Origin of the sequence: Brucella sp. H1_1004 (assembly GCF_047308065.1) — a bacterium.
Taxonomy (GTDB): Bacteria; Pseudomonadota; Alphaproteobacteria; order Rhizobiales; family Rhizobiaceae; genus Brucella; species Brucella pseudogrignonensis_B.
Genome location: NZ_JAYKZA010000002.1, coordinates 1,542,490 through 1,563,186 on the forward strand (window position 1 = coordinate 1,542,490; position 20,697 = coordinate 1,563,186).

The following is a 20,697-nucleotide window of genomic DNA, read 5'->3' on the forward strand; positions in this document are numbered from 1 at the left end:
GCAGGGATTACGGGCGTTTCGCCTCTGACTGCTAACTGATCCCCACAATCTGAATATCCGGCCTCGTTCACGCGGGGCCTTTTTCGTTTCAAGCCGCCCTTTCGCAGGGCGGCTTTTTTTATGGAGCCTCGCATGACTGTTCCTGTTGAAACCCGCGTTAAGGCTGATCTTTGGTTGGCCGAACAGATTGCTCCTTCACTGTCTTCATCAGATATTCGCTCAGAACGTGCATCGCTTCCGCCATCTGGTGGTTTCCACTCTTGCGATGCTCTGCTGCGGTTCCTTGGATGTTTTCGGTCAAAGCGCCCAGATCAATAAGCCCAGATTATGAAAGCTCAGAAACTACAGAGCTTAAAACGCTGATAGTTGCCTTCTGCAAATCTAATGGATCGATACTCATAGCCCCTCCAACTTTTGCCCGTGGCTAGAGCATCACGAAATTCAAGAAGAGTCGAATCTTTTGCCGCCCATTGAGGCGGCTTTTTTCGTTGAGGAACGAACAAATGACAGTGCCTGTGCCAGACCAACTGGAATACATCTCTGACGCTAACGGCGTGACGAAGGACTTCCCTTATCCAAAGCGGTTTTTGCAAAAGGATGAGGTCGTCGTCGCGCTGCGTAATGTTGATGGTATCGACACACCGCAAATCCTCGGCACGCATTACACCATAGCTGGCAGTTCATGGCCGAATGGCGGAACGGTGTCGTTCATCAACGCGCCACAAGCTCCTAACAAAGTCGTGCGCTATCGCATGACACAGGCAAAGCAGACAGTTGGCCTTGCGAACAATCAGCGCAACGACGCGCCCAGTGTAGAGTTGCAGCTTGATCGCCTCACCATGGCTATCCAAGATCGTGGCGCACTCACAGAGGCAGCATGGTGGGGGCTTCTCGCTGAAATTGCGGCTAGAGTTCAGGGCGATAAGCTGCTTAACGCTCGTGTCGATAAAGAAGTAATAGACCGTGAGAACGGTGATGACGCACTTGCCTCTCTCATCGCTCAGGCTGGTCCCATTGAGGTTCCGGTCTATGACACGCGACTGGCTGTTACGTTTGCAACGATTAAGGCAACGATTAATTCAATCCGTACGGCGGGATATGCAGCGGCGGGTGACGGCGGCGATGCGCTTTACAAACGTGTGGCAAGCGAGCCATCTCACGCCGGCAAAGTGCAATCGGCTGATGGCGCTTGGTGGGAGATTGCCGAGAAAGTGATTTCATTTGATCACTTCGGTATCGACAAATCCGGCACTACGGTTGCCGATCAGGGGATCAAGGATTGCTTTGACTGTGCGTACGCTATTGGTGCGAAGGTTGCGCAGAACTCCGGTACTTATCTCTGGCGTCATCAACAGATCGACGTTCTTGTAGATGCTGATCTGCGTGGGGCCACTATCCTGCTTGACGACGAGAGCGGCGTAAAGCCTTCTACGTGGGCGGTGGAAACTGTATTTCTCATTAAAAACAACGTGGAGAAATTTGATCTGTCACCCGTTGAGTTAGCCGACCTGAACGATAATTATCGTTCTGGAATGCGCGCCAACTCCTACCAGTTAAATCATCCTGTGTTAGCAAATCATAGAGATGCTTACGTTCAGTTTTATACTGATACAGTGGATATTTTACGCGGTGATGGTACTGATCGGAAAATATTCGATCACGTTATCACAGGTGCTGCGGGTATGCTTACCGTTGGTTTTGACAGATCGTTCAATAACGCACCTGTTACAAGATGCGTAGTTTACCCAAGAGAACTACAACGTAGATATTTCTATCTTCCACTCTTTGAGGCTTACAATCCCGGTTCTTTACGATGCGTTCGCGCAGAGAGAAGTAATACGTATGTAGGTAAGTTTGAGTGGGTCGAAAAAGACGGCCCTAGTGAGTACATGGTAAGAAGCTTGGTAGAAGCTTCCGATTGCGTGAATGTACTATTTGATGGGGGATCATCCGAAGGTCAGCGTATGGGCGGCGCGGCATACACTATCGGAGGCGGTCGATGCATAGGAGTTACTTGGAGAGATTACGATGCTTTCGACGGATGGGGTACAGTAGGCACAAACGAGATCAAAGATACGCAGTGGATTGATTGCGGACTGTCAAGAATTGATGCTCATTGGGGTGCACGTGGTAGCAACCGCGCCATCAGATGCACTATGAAACAAGGGGCTTCAACTATTGGAGGATCGGGTAAATTCTCTATGGTCGACTGTACTTACATCATTGGGCCAGCTGCAAGCACTGCTGATAATGCAACCGGTGCAATGCTAGCGGCTCGCGCAGACTATGGAAACGAGTTCTTCGGACTGTTTGAAGTAATTAGACCTCGAATTGTCATAGCACGAGAAGTATCAGAAACAGTTTTCACTAGAATAGCTGTAGTGCGAGCTGGTGGTTTAGTTACTCACGACCCAGGAAGAGACGTTTCTTTACCGAATGTTACAGTTGAAGACCCCATGATTGTAGGGTCAGATGTACACGGATTGTCAACTAACGGACTTGTTATAGTCGCGTGTGATCTTACAGATGCAAGATTTTCTGTCGGTAACAGAAAGATGATATTTCCGAGTAGCATTCGCCTTACTGGTGGTTCATTCCATGGATTTACAAGTAACGCTCGCGTGACATTAGAGGCGGTGAAGTGTAATACCCATGCTCTAAGTAGCACTACGGCAAGATATCCAAGAAGCCTACCGGCCAGCTCGAATTGTGAGATAATCATCGATGGGGTCAACCAGTTAGTACCCGATAATGTCTCGCCAAAAACGAACTCTAGCCCGCATCTATTGGACTTTAAACTTTCGATCTCCAATTGGTCGCAAGAGTACGTTGATAGTGGCCCCAATATTTGGTTTCCTCGTATTGTTATTTCAAACAGTCTGAAATGCTCCCTATTGGTTCCACTCAAAGCGTTTATCTCAGTTGTAAACTCAGAGATAATTATGCTTGATGACGATTACGGGGGGCGTGCGAATACACCTGTATCTATAGTTGGGGGAACGATACGACCATATATTGACACTCCAACCAGTGAAAATGAGTATATGCGGGCCAATACCTTCATGTCGGGCGTGACAATGTACATCTCTCGGAAGCCCAATGGAGATCCCGGAGTGACAAATTTATATGGCGCAAAGGGAGCTGGAAACTTTGTCATAGATGGTGGTCACGTTTCCCCCAACGCACATTATTATGGGTGGGACGCAAACTGCCTAAACTTCTGGGCGTTATAAGGAAGAGTTGACAACCTCAAGCCCCCGGAATATCCCAAATATTCATTTTGGATAGGTCATGAATATGTACAGCATTTCCGGGGCAGTTCGACGTTTCGTACCAGAAAAAGTCAAATCAAATATAAGAAAAAGAGTTCTCTCTTTGGCTGGCACATACCCTTCTGCTATGCCGAAAAATTTGGTGCGCTTTGCTAGACCGGCACTAATCGATGGGAAAGTTGTATTCGAATTTTCTACGTCCGGGATGCGTGACACAATATTTTTCAAGGTTCCTGACGGGTTTCACTTCCATAATGATCTTGCTGCAACGAGTTTGATAAGCATATTCGGGAAAAAATTTCCAAACGTATATTTTGATTTCGAGGTATCTGAAAAGTGTCTTGCTGATTTGCAACGCATTATACCTGTAAAAATGGAAGCAAAAGGGCACATTGATCCTCGCAGGGTTGGCTCAAAAGCTGTGCTTGCGTTTAGTGGTGGGTTTGACTCATTGGCAGGCTATCTGCTTTGCCCCGAAATTTACGATCATCTGGCTTCAATTGATTTTGGACCGCTTTGGAAACGAGAGCGCTCTTTTTATGAGACGTTCGACACAACAATCATCGAGACAGATTTCCGAGCAAAACGCTACGATCGGTATCATTGGATGATGATGGCCGCTCCGATAATACTATACGCTGATTATCTTGACCTTGATGGGATAGGTTTTGGAACAATATTCGAGGCGACGCCTGATCATCTTATAAGCCCTCACGTACGTCATAGGGTCCCAGATGATTTCAGAGTGGCTGTTGGCCTTCGTGATTATACACTGACGCGTGGTCTTACAGAGTTTACAACAGCGAAAATTATTGACAGGCTTGCTCCTAATCGAGCTGAAGCTTCTTTAAAATCTCTTGCAAATGAGGGAACAGAAAAGCTATTCCGAAAGAATATACTACTTCGCATGGTTAGAAATGGAGGAATACTAAAAACGGATGATGTCTCAGATTTGGTGATACCAAAAGATCGAGTAACAGTCGGAAAATCGTTCGTAATGGATTACCTCTACCTATCATTTGCGAGCCTCATTCCCCCTGGTATCGTAGATCGTATCGTCGATAATCCTGAAATTCTTAGTGAATTTAGGAATACTGGCATAGATATGTCTTGGGCTTGGAAATACAATCCAATATTCATAGACGATATTCCATACTCAAGAGTGGGTGAAGTCATTAGCAAAATGACCTCTCTAGGTATTGATTTTTTTGATAGTCGCGACTTTCAAAATTTCGAAGCGTTTACAAATTTTTGGTTAGCTTTGTCTCGTCGCAAATAAACTTAATCTCGCAAAGTCATAGGCTGCCCATGCCCAGTATGCTGGCCAAGCCACTCCTGCTGCCATTCCTTCAGAAAGAAGGCACGCTCCCAACATCCGTCCATCATAATCCGGGTTTCGACAATCTGTATTCAGAGGCACAGACACTAACCCGGTGAACGCGGCAATAGCTAAATAGCCCCAAAGAACTGTAGCAGGTTCAAGTTTAAGCACAGGTACATCCAGATATGGTCACTCGGTTCAGCTTGGATTAATTGACTATATGGCAGATTTAAGATGCCATCTTGCTGTATCGAGCAAAAACGACAACAGCACCTAATATTGCACTGATGGCCAACGCCACAGGGATAAAGCAATAATCCAACTAAAGACGATGCCACCGCCGCAAGGCGGTTTTTTATTGCCGAAAGGAAACACAATGGCACGACGCATCAACGCGGCGGGGCTTTCGCTTATCCAGCAATGGGAAGGGCTTAAGCTGACTGCATATAAAGACGTGGCTGGTATCTGGACAATTGGCTACGGGCATACGTCCGCAGCAGGATCGCCAGCAGTTACGCCGGGAATGACGATCACGAAGGCGGAAGCTTCGCGCATTCTGCAGAACGATCTAGCGAAGTTTGAAGCGCGGGTTGACAGGCTGGTCACGGTATCGCTGACTGATAACCAGTTCGCGGCCTTGGTTTCTTTCGACTTCAACACTGGCGCACTGCACAAGTCGACGTTGCTCAAAAAGCTGAACAAAGGCGATTACGATGCAGTACCGGGCGAGCTTGCCAAGTGGGTGAACGCTGGCGGCAAGAAAGTGCAGGGGCTTGTGAACCGCCGTGCTGCGGAAGCTGGCCTATGGGCTAAGGGTGCATTCGTATCGTCAAACACAGTCACAGCGACCACGAAGGCAAACAAAACAGACGTTGCGACTATCGGCGGCGCCGGCGCTGCTGGTGCGGCTGCAACTGTCGGGCCTGTCATTCCAGAGATTGTAAGCACGATTTCAAATCAGCAGGATGAGCTTTCGAGCGGTCAGTGGGTACGTGTTGCAATTGCGGCCGTCATCATCGGCCTCACTCTCTGGGGCATATATCGAAAGTTCAAATCATGATCTGGGCGCTAATCCCGAACTGGTTGAAAATCGTCGCCGCCGCTGTTCTGGCGGCATTTTTGTGTCTGGCTGCTGGATATGCGGCCGGAACAATCAAAGAGCGTCAGCGGTCGGCATTGGCCGCAGCAGAAGCAACGGCAAAGGCAATCCAAAAGAGGGCGGATATAGATGAGGAAGTTTTCAACATGGATGCTGTTGCTTTGTGCAAGCGGCTTGGCGGCGGGTTGCAGTGCGACCAGCTCACCGTGCGCGGGTTGGAAGCAGATAAGCCTTAAGCCTGACACCGCGGTATATCTTGCAGGCAATGACCTAAGCGCGGGACGGGGTATCGCATCGCATAACAAGTTTGGACAATCGCGGGGGTGTTGGAAGTGAGTTCACCAATGCCAGATACAGAAGCAGATCTTCGCGCTCGTGTCGTTGGACTGGAACAAGCGACGCAGACGAATAATCAGCGGCTTGCTACTTTGGAGACGTGGCAACGTCAGCGAGAGATAGAAAGCGCTCGTAATGATGAGAGATGGGTGGCGATGGAAGCCCGGATTGATACGCGATTCTCAGGACTGGAAAACTCCGTCAAAAGCATCCAGTCTTCGCTTTCACGTATCAACTGGATGATTATCGGCGGACTGGTTGCAGCCTTTGTAGCCTTCGTAGTTGGGGGCGGCTTGAAGTCGCTTTGAGAAGATCGAGGCAGACGAGAAGAAGGGGCGTTAACTTATTCGTCCGGGTCGGTTCCGCTCTCACCGATGTAAACGCCATGAGCCGCTTGAAGCATGGCTTTAGCTGCTTCCAATCGGCCCCACCCTGCGGCCTCGGCTTCGTCTAAGGCATCGACAACCTTTGCCGCCATTTCTGCCTCACATTCGAGATTACGATCCGGATATTTGCCTTCGCGCCTTGGTCTGTTCATTGCATCCTCCTGTTTTCCAAGAAGGTAGGGCAACTACGGATTTAGGCTATATCTGCGAGAGACCGGCGTTGAGGCGGTTCGGGATGAAACTCGAGCTTTCCTTGTTCCTGCAAGGTTTCAAACATGAGGACAATTGTGTCAATGGCCTCTTGTCTACTGTCACATAAGCCGTAGGGTAGTTTGGAAAATGGGTTTCGGCTAGCGCTCAGATACCACCCCCACATGCCCGCACTAGGTCCATGTTCATTTCTCAAAAGTCGGGCAAAAGTTCCTCGTTCGCAATAGGCGATAAAATCTCCCGGGGCTGTTTGTCCGCCAATAACGGTGCGCTTCCATTCTAGTTTAATCATCGTTCCGGGTTCCCATAGCTTATGAAGTTTCCGGTTCTATTGCCGCATTTGCTGCATACGATTCGTTTTTCCAGTTCTTCCAGCGTCTGCCATTCACCAAAACGCACGGCCATTAACGGCGCTGTCTTCTCGTAGTGGTGATTGCATTTCGCACAGGTGAACCGGACGACATTGGTGTGTCTCAGGTTCTTAAGGACGGTTTTCATTTAATGACGGTTGGTTTCCAGCCGCGAGCAAAGCCCATCGACATTGCAAGGCTGGCATACTCGATCTCTTTGACGAGGAAGTCTCGGTCTTTTAGAAGCGCTTCAATTGCTGCCCGCACATCGCCCTTGTGATAGGCAAGGACGAGCTCGATTTCGTTGTCATAGCTTTCAGCTAGGCCATTCATGGCGACCTCCATTGCTTATCCACTTCGAACGTGTTCTCTTTATGTTCTCTTGGAGGCGTAGAGTCAATAACAACTGAGCGGGACAGGGGGCATAGGTTCAATTGCACGATAAAAATAGAACATAATATAAACATTTAGGGTATTTTGAGTACATTGTGATAAATAAAACATATATAAAACAATAAGTTGACTGCAATCCTGCGCCCTCCGAAGGCAGAGGTCACTGGTTCGAATCCAGTCGGGTGCGCCATAAAATCAATGACTTAGCAGTGATTGACATCTCCCTCCAAAATTGCAACTCACCAAATAATCACCAACTGAAAATACATAGTGATTAGTGATCAAGAATGAAAAATGCCCAGTTCAGGAGACTGACGATTCGTTTATTAAAATGCTTTCAAGGCTCTGAGATTATCCTGTCCGCTGGAAATGATTCCTGTTGGGCCCACATAACCGATCAGCTTCATTGTACAGCGGTGAGATCACTGATATTGAATAAATAATCCGTTGCCACTTGTTGGCGGTTTCCCGGGCGCAGACACTGCAATCTATATGCTCATGCCGCCAATTATTGTGCGGTTAAAAACCTAAGAAATACAGCAAACATTTATCTGCTTTTGCTATGTAAATCTTATTTTATGGAAGATTGTCACTAATCATTCCTTTGAAAGGAATGGCGCGAGTGACGGGGCTCGAACCCGCGACCTCCGGCGTGACAGGCCGGCACTCTAACCAACTGAGCTACACCCGCGCATTGTTCCGATGCTTTCGCTTGGGAACGATGCTCATGTATGCGGGAACGCAGCCAGCGTCAATCGTTTCTATGCGTAAGACCATAAAAAAATGAGATAATTTGAATTTAAGCCCGACCTTGTGGATAAACTTGGCGTTTTTTGCTCGTGAAAAGGGAAAACCAGGGCAACATAGGAGTTATAAATGGAAAACGGCAGCTCGAATATGAGTGCCGCTCCCTTCAGAGATTCGTTTAGCGAACGGTTTCGCCGGTCTTTGGATCAATCTTAATCTCGACCTTCGCGCCATTTTTCATGAAATATTCTATTTCATAATAGCCGCGATCATTCCAATCGACTTCATCGATATATTGAACATCCGCTTGCTGCTCGATCTTGGAAATAATTTCAGAGAGTTTTGCGCCTTCAGGAGCGGCTGCAAAAGCTGATGCGGATGTTGCCGTAAGAAGAATGGCGGCGATCATGGTGCGCATTTAGAACTCCTTTGATTGATACAACCTTTAGGTAAGGCTGCAAAACGTCTAATCAAGGAGCGGTATCGCCAGATACCTTATTGCCACGAGCCAAAATGTGTCTGCACAAAGCAGCCGAACACAAGGAATGTTAATATGGCGAGGGCGATCAAGAGTATTTTCATTATATGATCATCCTCATTGTTCAGATCACATACAAGAAAACTGTATGTGATCTGAAATTGTCAGGTCGATCAATGAAAGGAACTGATTTCGATCAACGGTTACGATTGTCGACTGAAAATGCACCTGCACCCGTTGCTACGAGGGTGAGGAACACAAAGCAGAACAAAATGGAGGCATCGCCGCCGTTTGCGACAGGGAAGAAGCTTTTTGGGGCGTGCGCCAAAAAATAGGCGAATGCCATGTGGCCCGAAAGGATGAAGGCAACCGGTCTTGTAAACCAGCCAAAGAAAATGAGCGCGCCACCAATGATTTCCAGCAAGGCCGAGGCAAGCTGCAACGCCGAGAGGCTATCAGGGCCAGCAATTGGAAAGCTGAAAGCTTTCTGTGTGCCGTGCTCAAAATAGAGAAGTGCAGTTACAATACGAAGAATGCCGATTGCGTAAGGCTGGTATTTGTTGAGCGAGCTGTTTTCTGCCACGAGTTTTTCCAAACATGAGATTTAAAGTCAATAAATCCATGAAGCCAAAAACCACCATAAATGCAAGTATTTGCTAATTAAAAATGCCGTTGAATGTCAGCGGCAACGTGTTTGTCCGAGCTTTACGTCAAACTGACGTGGACCAACCATTCCGTTTTTCATCGGCTTAGAGACGATTGTTGCTCTAAGAGAGCAGGGACCAGCAATCACTTGGTACTTGTCGTCGTTTTGATAGATTACCTTGTCTATCGGGTATTGAGGCACAGCTTGGGCGGCTGCTTCAATAACGGCATTGAGTTCTTTTGCGCGTTGATAATTTGGGGCCAGTGCAGCCTCAGCAGCGCTTGCAACAACAAATAGTGAAACAGTGCCAAATATGATTGCCAGACGATCCATACTGATCTCCATCCAGTTTAATATTCAATAAAATTAAGCGGGCAGAAAAATAGGGCCCGCCTGTTGCCTCCCAAAGGTATCATCACAGTCATGCGATAAGATAGTGAAATCGGACGCAGGCTTTTCTTCACACCGCTCATCGCTGTTCAATCATTAAAAACCGTAAGAAGATTTCATCACGCGTCCCATTGATATCCCAAAATCTATCGCCATTTCCGATATTCGATAAACTTGAATAGCCAATGGATAATTGATGGCCATAGCCCCACAGCGCCGAGCACTGCTAATCGTCAATCCGAAAGCCAGGAATGGCAAAGGGTTCAATGCAGACATGCGCGCAATACTCGAACGCGGTGGCATATCTCTTGTTGAAAAAACAGCCAAGGGAGATGAGTCGATCTCCGATGTCATACGTGGCAATAGTGATGTTGATTTGGTCATCGTTGGCGGCGGCGACGGCACGCTGAATGCTGCAGCCCAAGGCCTTATGGAAACGAAGTTGCCATTGGCCATCCTGCCGTTGGGAACCGCAAATGATTTTGCGCGCACAATTGGCATTCCGGCTGATCCAACAGAAGCGACACGGCAATTGCTTACCTATCAGCAACACCCCATCGATCTGGGGGAGGTCAATGGTCATCTCTATTTCAATGTGGCAAGCATTGGTTTTAGTGCTGAGCTGGCCCAGAAACTCAGTGCCGATGCGAAGAAAAAATGGGGCAAGCTCGGCTATGCAATTGCAGCGGCCAGAATTTTGGCGCGATCGGAGCTGTTTACGGCCTATCTTGAACATGATGGAATAACTGAGCAGATAAAAACGCTTCAGGTCTCGGTCGGAAATGGCAAGTTTTACGGCGGCGGAATGGCTGTTCAAAAAGATGCGACCATTGATGATGGTAAATTGGATTTCTACAGTCTCGAAGTCGATCACTGGTGGAAGCTTTTGCGCCTGTTGCCAAGCTTACGCCAGGGCACGCAATCGAAGTGGAACGATGTACGTGCGTTTCCAACGACTGAAGTCATTATACGCACCAAAAAGCCACGCCCTGTGAATACGGATGGTGAGCTTTCAACGTGGACGCCTGCGCATTTTAAGCTGCATCGTAAAGCAATCAACGCTTTCAGGCCCGCATAAAAAAAGGCCCGCTCTGATAAGAACGGGCCAAAATCATGACGTTAGGTGATTGGCTCGGAGGTCATAAGAGCCGTATAAGTAACGGCTGAACACCTCGATTGTTCCTTAATCAGAAGAAAAAGTACCAGATAAACAGCACTGCAATAAAGGGTACGCCGAGAAGCCATAGGATAAGTGCACGGAACATTTTTTCTCTCCTTCGTGTTGAAAAAAACAACGTGGTAGGGGCGTTTTGGTTCCCGTACAGATGCGATGAAAATTTGTTAACCTTAACCGACTCAAGCGTCCGATTTGCAAATTCGTTAATGATCCGTCAATAATTCGGTGACATCACTATTTGCTTAAAGATGTTTTTGATCTTTCAGGTTGCGTAAGAGTTGCGGGTGTGTGGCGTATGAGTTCGAACGGATGGCAAAGCCGGGATGGAAGCGTAAGGCTATCGATCAAGCGTGAAAAACGCGGATCCACTGCTATGTTGACATTCGTGGCGTTAGCTCTCGCTTTGGCAGGCTGCGCAAGCGCTTCGCAGCCGAAGTCATCAAAGAAAAAACACCCAAAAGAATATTTCGCTGAATCCAAATATGGTGTCAAAGCCAGTCCGCGGGTGACGAATGTGCAGGGAAAGCCTCTGCCGCGTGGTGGTGGGCGTGATCAGACGGGCAAGCCTTATCAGGTCAAGGGCCGTTGGTATTATCCGAAAGAAAATAAGAACTATGCTTCGCGAGGCCGCGCTTCCTGGTATGGCAGTGCTTTCCATGGACGCCTGACAGCTAACGGCGAAATCTACGATATGACGCATTTGACGGCGGCACATCCGACGATGCCGTTGCCAAGTTATGCGCGCGTTACCAATATGTATAATGGCAGTTCTGTGATCGTGCGTGTGAATGATCGCGGACCGTTTGAGCGCGATCGCGTGATCGATCTGTCGCAGAAGGCTGCTGAAATGCTGGATTATCAGCATCACGGTACTGCTGATGTGAAGGTGGAATATGTAGGGCGTGCGCCGCTGGACGGGCAGGATGATGCATATCTGCTGGCCTCATACCGTTCGGGTGATGCTGATCCGATCGGACAACCTGCAACGGGTGTTATGATGGCGATGAATGCGCCAACGCCAACACCTGCAGGTATCGCCGCTATGCCAGTTCCGCAATCATCACCGTTTGAAGTAAATCCTGCATATGGTGACGGCGAAGCGCCTGTGTTGCCAGCCAGTGTTCCAATCCCATCACCAAAACCAGCAATTGGTTTTGGTGTCGCCAATGCATCTCAGCTAGGAACTTTGGGCTATGCGTCCGACAGTATGACCGTTTCTGCATATGCAGAAGAAAAAACATATGGCAGCATTCTGACTGCTAGCGCTGTTTCTGATGCGTGGAAGCGCAGAAATTCGGAAGAGCAGCGTGAGTATGTTGAGTTGGGCACGTTTGGCTCGCTTGAAGACGCCATAAAGCTTGAAAAATTGCTGCCGCGTTCCGCACGCATTACGCGCATGAAAACGCCGACGGAAAATGGCGATATGTATGAGCTGACGGCCTTTTCGCAAAAAGGCAATAATGACGATTTGCTTCGCGCTGCTTGGAAGGCTGGAGCGACCGACGCCTTTGTCGTTCGTGCTGACTGAACCGAGCAAAAGCCGCAACGCAAGCTTGTCAAAGCATGACAGGTGTATCATGGGGCACTCTTCGATCGGCATGAAGTTTGCAATGGCGGCGGCTGTCGCTCTTACATTGTCGTCTCCGTGCTATGCGCAGCCTGTTGAAACGACATTTGCAACCAAAGCCCCACAAGTTCTGTTACTCGACGATAAGAGCGGCACGGTTCTCCTTTCTAAGAATCCAGACCTGAAAATTCCACCTGCGTCACTTGCTAAGCTGATGACGGCAGAAGTGGTTTTCGAGGCGCTTCAAAAAGGCGAAACAACGCTTGAGACGACCTATCCGGTAACGGAATATGCATGGCGCACGGGTGGCGCGCCTTCTGGCACATCAACAATGTTTGCTGCTTTGAAGTCGACGCCAACAGTAGCGGACCTGCTGCAAGGTATGATCGTGCAGGCTGCAAATGACGGGGCCATTATTCTGGCTGAAGGACTTTCCGGCAGCGAATCTGCATTTGCCGAGAAAATGAATGCTCGTGCGAAAGAACTGGGGCTGATCGGCTCCAATTTCGTGAACGCAACCGGATTGCCAGCGTATGGACAAACGGTGACGTTGTCTGATCTCATGAAGCTTGCGCGGCACATCCACAGCGCGCATCCAGAGCCTTATCGGTACTATGCGCAGGACGCCTTCACTTGGAACAAGATTTTCCAACGCAACAGAAACCCGCTGCTGCGGCTCGATATTGGCGCGGACGGCATGGGCACCGGTTATACTGAAGCATCTGGCTATGCGCTTGTTGGTTCCGCTGAGCAGAATGGCCGCAGGCTTTTTCTTGCGATGAGTGGCCTTTCCAGCATCAAGGAACGCGAAGAGGAAGCCAAAAAGCTTATTCAATGGGGCATGACGTCTTTTGATGCCGTCAATATTTATGCGGCTAATGAAGAGGTAAGCACGGCACAGGTGTTTGGCGGTGCTGCTTCTAGTGTTCCACTGAAAGTCAAAGATGCTGTCGAATTACTGTTGCCCAAAGAGGGCCGCGATAAGCTTCAAGCACGCGTTTCCTATGAAGGTCCGCTCAATGCGCCGGTCACAGCGGATACGCAGATCGGGACAATTGCATTTGAACTGAACGGCAATGTGGTTCAGCAAATGCCGCTTTACACAGCGCAAGCGGTGCCTGTCGGCACACTTTCTCAGCGCGCAATGGGCGCTGCACTCGAGCTTTCCACTGGATGGCTGCGTAAGTATCTCTAAAGCGCATCCCGAAAAGTGGGAACCGGTTTTCGGACGAGATGCGCGTTCAAAAAATATCTGGGGCGCCAATCTGATGTAATCAGATTAAAGGCACACGGGATACTCGACCTGACAGTGAAACCTCATTAAACAAGATCAAGCTTGTTTTGAGAGAAACTCAATTTTGCGGAAGTCAGTTTGACCGGATTGTTTATTACATTCGAGGGTGGGGAAGGTGCTGGGAAGTCGACCCAGATAGCCTTGCTGGCAGAGCATCTGCGCGCTCTTGGCCTTGATCCGCTGATAACGCGCGAACCGGGTGGTTCTGCGGGTGCCGAAGCTGTTCGCCATGTGATTCTAAGCGGTAATGCCGAAAGCTATGGCCCCGCGATGGAAGCATTGCTGTTCGCTGCCGCCCGCGCCGATCATGTTGATCAGCTGATCCGTCCGGCGCTTGCTGAAAGCCGCATTGTGCTTTGCGACCGATTTATCGATTCGAGCCGCGCCTATCAGGGCGTAACCGGCAATCTCGACGCCATCTATATGGCAGCCATTGAACGCATTGCGATTGATGGCGCGATGCCTGATCTCACAATCATTCTCGATATTCCTGCCGAAAAAGGGCTTTCGCGCGCCAATAAGCGCCGCGGGAGCGATGTGGCAGATCGTTTCGAGAAAGAGGCGATAGCTGTGCATGAGGCGCGCAGACAGGCATTTCTCGCTATCGCTAAAGCCGAACCTGATCGCTGCAAAGTGATAAACGCGGATCGCGATCTACGCGCTATTTCAGCTGATATTATTGCTGTTACTGATGAAATTCTGAAGAAAAGGGGACTTCTGTGATCGAAGAACTCGACGTCCCCAAAACCCATGATTCAATCGAAGGCGTGGCTGAGCCATCCGCCAGCGATTACCTGACTGGTCACGATGACATTACTTCGTTTCTTGCACAAGCCTATCGCGAAGGCCGTATGCATCATGCGCTGTTGTTTGAGGGCGAGCAGGGCATCGGTAAGGCGACGCTGGCGTTCCATCTTGCAGGCCACATGCTTGCGCATGGTGATCATGCATCTGCGCCCGAAGCCATTGAAACACCTGATTTCAGCAAACCGCTCTGGCGACAGATTGCCGGTGGAATGCATCCGGCGGTGCTGCATATCAACCGGCCTTTTGACCAAAAGACGGGTAAGTTCAAAACCGGTATTCCCGTTGAGGAAATTCGCCGTATTACCCATTTTCTGACCCGCACAGCATCAGACGGCGCATGGCGCATTGTGATAGTCGATCCGGCGGACGACATGAACCGAAATGCTGCCAATGCGTTGCTTAAAACGCTGGAAGAGCCACCTGCGCGGGCGATGTTTATTCTGATCTCGCATTCGTCGGGCAGGCTTTTACCGACAATCCGCTCGCGCTGTCAAAGCATCCAGTTCAAGCCGTTGGCGGATGCGCCACTCACCGATGCATTGACGCATAGCGGACCGAGCGTTGGACTTGATGCGGGCAATATCACGCCAGCGCTACTAACGCGGTCCGAGGGCAGCGTGCGCAAAGCGCTGCTTTTGGTTGCCCATGGTGGTCTGGAAATCTCCGACACGGTCGATGCAATCCTGCGGGCACAGAGTTTTGATCTGCCAAAAGCACAGGCGCTTTCAAATGTTCTCAATGGCCGCGAGGCCGAAATCCAGTATGAACTGTTTCGCGATTATCTGATGAGCCTGATCGCTGATGAAGCGCGTCGCTATGCCGATTCGGGGCAATTGCAGAAAGCAGATCAATGGTCCCGCTATTGGAGCGAGTTGACCCGTGAAATTACCAATGCTGAGACCTATAATCTCGACCGCAAGCAGGCTGTTATGATCCTTTTGGAAAAAACGCATCGCGCTTTTCGATCTGGCGTGCCGCCGCTTACGTGACATGCCGTCTGACTTGCGTTATGTCACCGCTAACGTTTTTGAACATCACACTTGAAGAAGCCGGATTTTAGATGAGCCGCGAAAAATTCTATATTACCACTGCGATTGCTTACCCGAATGGCAAGCCGCACATCGGTCATGCTTATGAGTTGATTGCGACCGATGCTATGGCGCGTTTTCAGCGTCTCGATGGCAAGGATGTTCACTTCCTAACCGGCTCGGATGAACACGGCATCAAGATGTTGCAGAGCGCGCGTAAGGAAGGCATCACGCCCCGCGAACTCGCAGATCGCAACACGGCTGCTTTCCAGCGCATGGGTGAGTTTCTGAACAGCTCACACGATGATTATATCCGCACCTCGGAAGGACGCCACTACAAGGCCAGCCAGGCAATCTGGCAGGCAATGTCTGCCAATGGCGATATTTATAAGGGCGGTTATGCGGGCTGGTATTCGGTTCGCGACGAAGCCTATTATGGCGAAGACGAAACCGAAGTCCGAGCAGACAATGTTCGCTACGGTCCACAGGGCACGCCGGTCGAATGGGTTGAAGAAGAAAGCTATTTCTTCCGCCTGTCCAATTATCAGGACAAGCTCCTCGAACTATATGAAAACAATCCCGGCTTCATCATGCCTGCGGAGCGTCGCAACGAGATCGTTAGCTTCGTAAAGTCGGGCCTGAAAGATTTGTCGATTTCTCGCACGACGTTCGACTGGGGTATTCCTGTACCTGGCGATGAAAAGCACGTCATGTATGTGTGGGTCGATGCGCTGACCAACTATATTACTGCGCTCGGCTACCCGGATACCACGGACGAGAAGTGGGCTTACTGGCCAGCCGATGCACATATCATTGGCAAGGACATTTCGCGTTTCCACGCGGTTTACTGGCCAGCATTCCTGATGTCGGCAGGGATCCCGCTGCCAAAGCGCGTCTTCGCACATGGCTTCCTGTTCAACCGCGGTGAAAAAATGTCGAAGTCACTCGGCAACGTCATCGATCCGTTTGAACTGGTTGAACGCTATGGACTTGATCAGCTGCGTTACTTCCTGATGCGCGAAGTGCCCTTTGGTCAGGACGGCAGCTACAGCCACGATGCAATCGTCAATCGCACCAATGCTGATCTCGCCAATGATCTTGGCAATCTCGCACAGCGTTCGCTGTCGATGATTGCAAAGAACTGTGAAGGCAAAGTGCCCGTTCCGGGCGCGTTCTCGGAGGCAGATAAGGCCATTCTCGATCAGGCTGATGCAGCGCTGGAAACAGCGCGCAAGGCTGTTGGTGATCAGGCATTGCACATCGCACTTGGCAGCATTTTTGCAGTTGTTGCAGAAGCAAACCGCTATTTTGCAGGGCAGGAGCCTTGGGCGCTGCGCAAGACCGATCTGGAACGCATGGGCACGGTGCTTTATGTAACGGCAGAAGTGATCCGTCGCGTCGGTATCATGGTTCAGCCCTTCATTCCGCAGTCGGCAGAAAAACTTCTCGATATTCTGGCAATCCCGGCAGATCAGCGTCAGTTCTCTGACGTGAGCGCGCATCCGCTTGTCGGCGGTGCAGAGCTGCCAGCGCCAGAGCCGGTTTTCCCGCGCTATATGGAACCAGAAGAGCCGAACTGAGCCGAATATGCTTGTTGATAGTCATTGCCATCTAGACTTTGCAGATTTCGAGCCGGAGCGCGATGCGATTGTGCAACGCGCGCTTGATGCTGGCATCAAACGCATGGTCACGATTTCAACGCGTGTGCGCAAGTTCGATACGATCCGCGCACTCACGGAGAAATACGAAAGCGTCTATTGTTCGGTTGGCACCCATCCGAACAATGCGCATGAAGAACTTGATGTTACTGCCGACGATCTCGTGCGGCTGGCAGAGCATCCGAAAGTTGTCGCCATAGGCGAGGCGGGGCTTGATTATCATTATGATTATGCGCCGCCAGAAGCCCAACGTCAGGGCTTCCTCGTGCATATTGAAGCCGCTCGTCGTACGCAGTTACCGCTTGTGATCCACGCACGCAGTGCGGATCAGGAAATGGCCGATATTCTGGAAGCTGAGACGGCTAAGGGTGCATTTCCTTTCATCCTGCATTGCTTCTCATCAGGCAAAGCTTTGGCTGAAAAAGGCGTTGAACTGGGTGGTTATGTGTCGTTCTCCGGCATTCTGACCTTCAAGAACTCAGCTGACATTCGCGAAATAGCGCAGATCGTTCCGCGTGATCGTCTGCTGGTTGAGACAGATGCACCTTATCTCGCGCCGATGCCGCATCGCGGAAGCCGCAATGAACCATCCTTTGTTGCGCACACAGCAGCCGTGCTGGCTGAAACCATTGGCGTAAACCGCGATGAAATCGCAGACATTACCAGCGAAAACGTGTTCCGGCTTTTCTCCAAAATGCCAAAGCCTGCCGGGGAATAGTCATCGTGGTATCGCCTCGCAATTGTCTGCGTTTCACAATTCTCGGGTGCGGTTCGTCTCCCGGTGTGCCACGCATCAATGGCGATTGGGGCAATTGCGACCCTCAAAATCCAAAGAATAAGCGTCGCCGTGCTGCTTTACTCGTTGAACGCTTCAATGCGGAGGGGAAAAGCACGGTCATTGTTATCGACACTGGCCCGGACTTTCGCGACCAGATGATAGATGCCAAGGTGGCGTCGCTCGATGCCGCCATCTATACGCATCCGCATGCTGACCATATCCACGGCATTGATGATTTACGGACCTATGTCGTTGAAAACAGGCGATTGATGGATGTTTATGCCAACCGGCTGACCCGCAACCGTCTTTTCGAGGCTTTCGGTTATTGTTTTGAGACACCAGTGGGATCGAGCTATCCGCCGATCTTGTCAATGCACGACATTATGGCTGAAACAGCGTTCTCGATCACAGGGGCGGGCGGGCCGATCCGCTTCGAGCCATTCAGTCAAGTGCATGGTGATATTGAATCACTGGGCTTCCGTGTTGGCAATGTCGTTTATTGCACCGATGTCAGCGCGTTCCCGGATGAAAGCCTGAAATATATCCGCCATGCCGATGTGCTGATTATTGGTGCGTTGCAATATCGCCCGCATCCAAGCCATTTCTCGCTGGAACAGGCACTGGAATGGATTGCGTTCTTCGGACCGAAACGCGCAATCCTGACGCACATGCATGTGCCGCTCGATTACGACACGGTCATGCGCGAGACGCCTGATTATGTCGAGCCCGGCTATGACGGGTTAAGCTTTGAAGTTCCAATGACATAAAAAAAGGCCCGCAACGGGCCTTTTTCTTTGATATTTTAGCTTTATCAGGCAACAGAACCCTTAACCGGGAACTGCATGACATTGCTCACTTCAGCTTCTTCTTCGTGAGCTTTTGCTGATTTGTCTTCAAGCTGCAAACCGCCAGCCCGAAGCAGATCAGAGAAGCGTCCACCACGCGCAGCCAGTTCATCGAAACTGCCGCGTTCGACCAGATGGCCCTTGTCCATGAACAGAACAATATCGGCAGAGCGAACCGTTGAAAGACGGTGTGCAATGATAAAGGTCGTGCGGTTCTGGCTCAGATCATCAACGGCCTGCTTGACCTTTTCTTCGGTTTCGACGTCGAGCGCACTGGTGGCTTCATCAAGCACGAGGATTGGTGAATCCTTCAGGATAGCGCGGGCAATAGCCAGACGCTGACGTTCACCACCCGAAAGCTGCGAACCGCGTTCACCCACAATCGTGTCATAACCATTTCCCTTTGCGAGAATGAAGTCGTGCGCAGCAGCAGCTTTCGCGGCAGCATGAACCATGTCAGCAGAAGCATTCTCATTACCGACGCGGATGTTTTCTTCCACCGAACGGTTAAACAAACCGGCATCCTGAAACACAGTCGCAATCGCGTGACGCAGCGAACGACGGCTGACAGTACGTGTGTCTGTACCATCTATCAGAATGCGACCGGCGGCGGGGTCAAACACACGCTGAAGAATATTGATCAGCGTCGTCTTGCCAGCACCCGTTGGACCAACGATAGCGACTGTTTGACCGGGCTTTACTTCAAATGACACATCATAGACGCCCTGACCCGAATTCGGGAATTCAAATGTCACATTGTCGAAAACAATGTCACCCTTAACGTTTTCAAGATCTGTCGCGTCCTGTGATTCCTGACGATCAGCGGTCGCGTCTTCCATTTCGAAGAATTCTTCAAGCTTGGCACGCGCTGTTACCGTCTGGTTGATGAAGGCGCTGATCTGGTCGAGGCGGCCGATCATCAGCTGTGCGAAGCCAATAAAGGCAATTACGTCACCCACGCGCATCTGCCCCTTGGTCACGAAATATGCACCAAGCAGCAGCACGATAACCATCGAGAGTGTCGAAGCCATGCGGTTCAAACCGCTCGCAAGAGCCCACCAGTTAAGAACCGGAAACTGAACGTTTTCCAGGTTCTTTGCATATTCGCGGAGCGACTTCGTTTCCGAAGAAATGCGATTATAGCTCTGCACAACCGAAACGTTGCTGATTGTATCGCTCACATGCTCAAACAATTTGTGGTGATGCTTTTCAACCGCTGCCTGGCCGTCCTTGGTTTTGCGCATAACGAGCTGGCCTATCATGACATAAATGACACCAAGCACGACCAGCACCATGGACATGCGCATATCCATTGTCATGGCGACAGGAACGAGTGCTACCAGAGCCACAACAGTGGTCAGGTGCTGGCGCATAAATTCAAGCCAGAGCGTAAAGAGCGAATCCGTTGCGCGGATCAGGGTGTGTAGCGCGTTCGACGTGCCGCGCTTCTGATGCCATGATAAAGGCATGGTGATTATGCGCTCATACGAGTCGATCATCACTCCCAAACGGCGGCGATGGGCGAGGCGGTCAGCCCCGCGCGCCACAAATACGGCTGCGATGATGTTAAACGCACCAAGTGCGGCCCACATGGCGAGCTGCGTAAAAATATCGCCCTTATCGGAGATAGCCTGAATGACCTGACCGAAAAGGATCGGTTCAGCCAGCATGACAAGGGCAACCAATACGCTTGCAATACACATGGTGATCGTTGCAGCTTTCTCCGCCGCAAGATATTCCATGGCTCGCCAGTAGATTTTGAGCAATGACACCTTAGCACTCCCGCTCGTTCTATTTCAGAGGACTACATGGTGCAGTCGCCCTATTCTATCAATATGCAATGATGGCAAGAAGTGGCGAATAGGTGACAAGGTTGACCATAAATTAAAAACACATGTAACCGAGCGTGAAGACT

20 protein-coding genes and 1 tRNA gene are annotated in these 20,697 nt (G+C 50.1%); 14 read left to right on the forward strand and 7 right to left on the reverse strand.

All coding sequences use genetic code 11. The features are described 5' to 3' along the window. Positions 1-132 precede the first annotated feature (132 nt). The 6 genes from U2P60_RS14875 to U2P60_RS14900 all read left to right on the forward strand — a co-directional run bounded on the left by U2P60_RS14875 (position 133) and on the right by U2P60_RS14900 (position 6,336). Positions 133-318 (forward strand): hypothetical protein, encoded by a 186-nt coding sequence (locus U2P60_RS14875; RefSeq protein WP_413573201.1) that lies wholly within the window; start codon positions 133-135, stop codon positions 316-318. A 185-nt stretch (positions 319-503) separates the two neighbouring features. Continuing rightward, complete coding sequence (locus U2P60_RS14880; protein WP_413573202.1) at positions 504-3,233, forward strand: hypothetical protein; 2,730 nt, start codon at positions 504-506, stop codon at positions 3,231-3,233. Between the two features lie 58 nt (positions 3,234-3,291). Continuing rightward, on the forward strand, positions 3,292-4,551 hold the full coding sequence (locus tag U2P60_RS14885; RefSeq protein WP_413573203.1) for a hypothetical protein: 1,260 nt from the start codon (positions 3,292-3,294) through the stop codon (positions 4,549-4,551). Positions 4,552-4,969: 418 nt separating this feature from the next. Further along, positions 4,970-5,653, forward strand: a complete 684-nt coding sequence (locus tag U2P60_RS14890) for a lysozyme (RefSeq protein ID WP_413573204.1) — start codon at positions 4,970-4,972, stop codon at positions 5,651-5,653. After that, positions 5,650-5,928, forward strand: a complete 279-nt coding sequence (locus U2P60_RS14895; protein WP_413573872.1) for a hypothetical protein — start codon at positions 5,650-5,652, stop codon at positions 5,926-5,928. Before U2P60_RS14890 ends, U2P60_RS14895 begins: the two co-directional genes overlap by 4 nt. Positions 5,929-6,036: 108 nt before the next feature. Continuing rightward, a complete protein-coding gene (locus U2P60_RS14900) occupies positions 6,037-6,336 on the forward strand; it encodes a hypothetical protein (protein WP_413573205.1) in 300 nt (99 codons plus the stop codon). Between the two features lie 35 nt (positions 6,337-6,371). On the opposite strand, the gene U2P60_RS14905 is transcribed toward U2P60_RS14900, so the two are convergent. The 6 genes from U2P60_RS14905 to U2P60_RS14930 all read right to left on the reverse strand — a co-directional run bounded on the left by U2P60_RS14905 (position 6,372) and on the right by U2P60_RS14930 (position 9,571). Then, positions 6,372-6,566 (reverse strand): hypothetical protein, encoded by a 195-nt coding sequence (locus U2P60_RS14905; protein WP_413573206.1) that lies wholly within the window; start codon positions 6,564-6,566, stop codon positions 6,372-6,374. A 552-nt stretch (positions 6,567-7,118) separates the two neighbouring features. After that, complete coding sequence (locus U2P60_RS14910) at positions 7,119-7,307, reverse strand: hypothetical protein (RefSeq protein ID WP_413573207.1); 189 nt, start codon at positions 7,305-7,307, stop codon at positions 7,119-7,121. A 674-nt stretch (positions 7,308-7,981) separates the two neighbouring features. After that, positions 7,982-8,058 (reverse strand) — tRNA-Asp (locus U2P60_RS14915). A 234-nt stretch (positions 8,059-8,292) separates the two neighbouring features. Next, entirely contained in the window at positions 8,293-8,532 is a 240-nt protein-coding gene (locus tag U2P60_RS14920; protein ID WP_310010152.1) for a PepSY domain-containing protein, read from the reverse strand. A 256-nt stretch (positions 8,533-8,788) separates the two neighbouring features. Next, positions 8,789-9,175: a DoxX family protein gene (locus U2P60_RS14925; protein ID WP_413573208.1), complete on the reverse strand. Its 387-nt coding sequence runs from the start codon at positions 9,173-9,175 to the stop codon at positions 8,789-8,791. 96 nt (positions 9,176-9,271) lie between these two features. After that, entirely contained in the window at positions 9,272-9,571 is a 300-nt protein-coding gene (locus U2P60_RS14930) for a hypothetical protein (protein WP_313826459.1), read from the reverse strand. A 253-nt stretch (positions 9,572-9,824) separates the two neighbouring features. On the opposite strand from U2P60_RS14930, the gene U2P60_RS14935 reads away from it, so the two are divergent. The 8 genes from U2P60_RS14935 (at position 9,825) to U2P60_RS14970 (ending at position 18,704) form a co-directional block, all read left to right on the forward strand. Next, positions 9,825-10,706 (forward strand): lipid kinase, encoded by an 882-nt coding sequence (locus tag U2P60_RS14935; RefSeq protein ID WP_413573209.1) that lies wholly within the window; start codon positions 9,825-9,827, stop codon positions 10,704-10,706. A 394-nt stretch (positions 10,707-11,100) separates the two neighbouring features. Further along, positions 11,101-12,333, forward strand: coding sequence for a septal ring lytic transglycosylase RlpA family protein (locus tag U2P60_RS14940; protein ID WP_413573210.1), 1,233 nt, complete (start codon positions 11,101-11,103; stop codon positions 12,331-12,333). Positions 12,334-12,382: 49 nt separating this feature from the next. Then, positions 12,383-13,567, forward strand: a complete 1,185-nt coding sequence (locus U2P60_RS14945; protein ID WP_413573211.1) for a D-alanyl-D-alanine carboxypeptidase family protein — start codon at positions 12,383-12,385, stop codon at positions 13,565-13,567. A gap of 177 nt (positions 13,568-13,744) precedes the next feature. Further along, positions 13,745-14,389, forward strand: coding sequence for a dTMP kinase (gene tmk, locus U2P60_RS14950; protein ID WP_413573212.1), 645 nt, complete (start codon positions 13,745-13,747; stop codon positions 14,387-14,389). Continuing rightward, entirely contained in the window at positions 14,386-15,462 is a 1,077-nt protein-coding gene (locus tag U2P60_RS14955; protein ID WP_413573213.1) for a DNA polymerase III subunit delta', read from the forward strand. The genes tmk and U2P60_RS14955 overlap by 4 nt, the downstream gene beginning before the upstream one ends. Positions 15,463-15,533: 71 nt before the next feature. Continuing rightward, positions 15,534-17,081, forward strand: a complete 1,548-nt coding sequence (metG, locus tag U2P60_RS14960; protein WP_413573214.1) for a methionine--tRNA ligase — start codon at positions 15,534-15,536, stop codon at positions 17,079-17,081. A 7-nt stretch (positions 17,082-17,088) separates the two neighbouring features. After that, positions 17,089-17,877: a TatD family hydrolase gene (locus U2P60_RS14965; protein WP_413573215.1), complete on the forward strand. Its 789-nt coding sequence runs from the start codon at positions 17,089-17,091 to the stop codon at positions 17,875-17,877. A gap of 5 nt (positions 17,878-17,882) precedes the next feature. Then, positions 17,883-18,704 carry an MBL fold metallo-hydrolase gene (locus tag U2P60_RS14970; protein WP_413573216.1) on the forward strand — a complete coding sequence of 274 codons (822 nt, stop codon included), beginning with the start codon at positions 17,883-17,885 and terminating at the stop codon, positions 18,702-18,704. 44 nt (positions 18,705-18,748) lie between these two features. Here U2P60_RS14970 and U2P60_RS14975 read toward each other — a convergent pair whose 3' ends face one another. Then, positions 18,749-20,554 carry a glucan ABC transporter ATP-binding protein/ permease gene (locus U2P60_RS14975; protein ID WP_413573217.1) on the reverse strand — a complete coding sequence of 602 codons (1,806 nt, stop codon included), beginning with the start codon at positions 20,552-20,554 and terminating at the stop codon, positions 18,749-18,751. Positions 20,555-20,697: the final 143 nt, after the last annotated feature.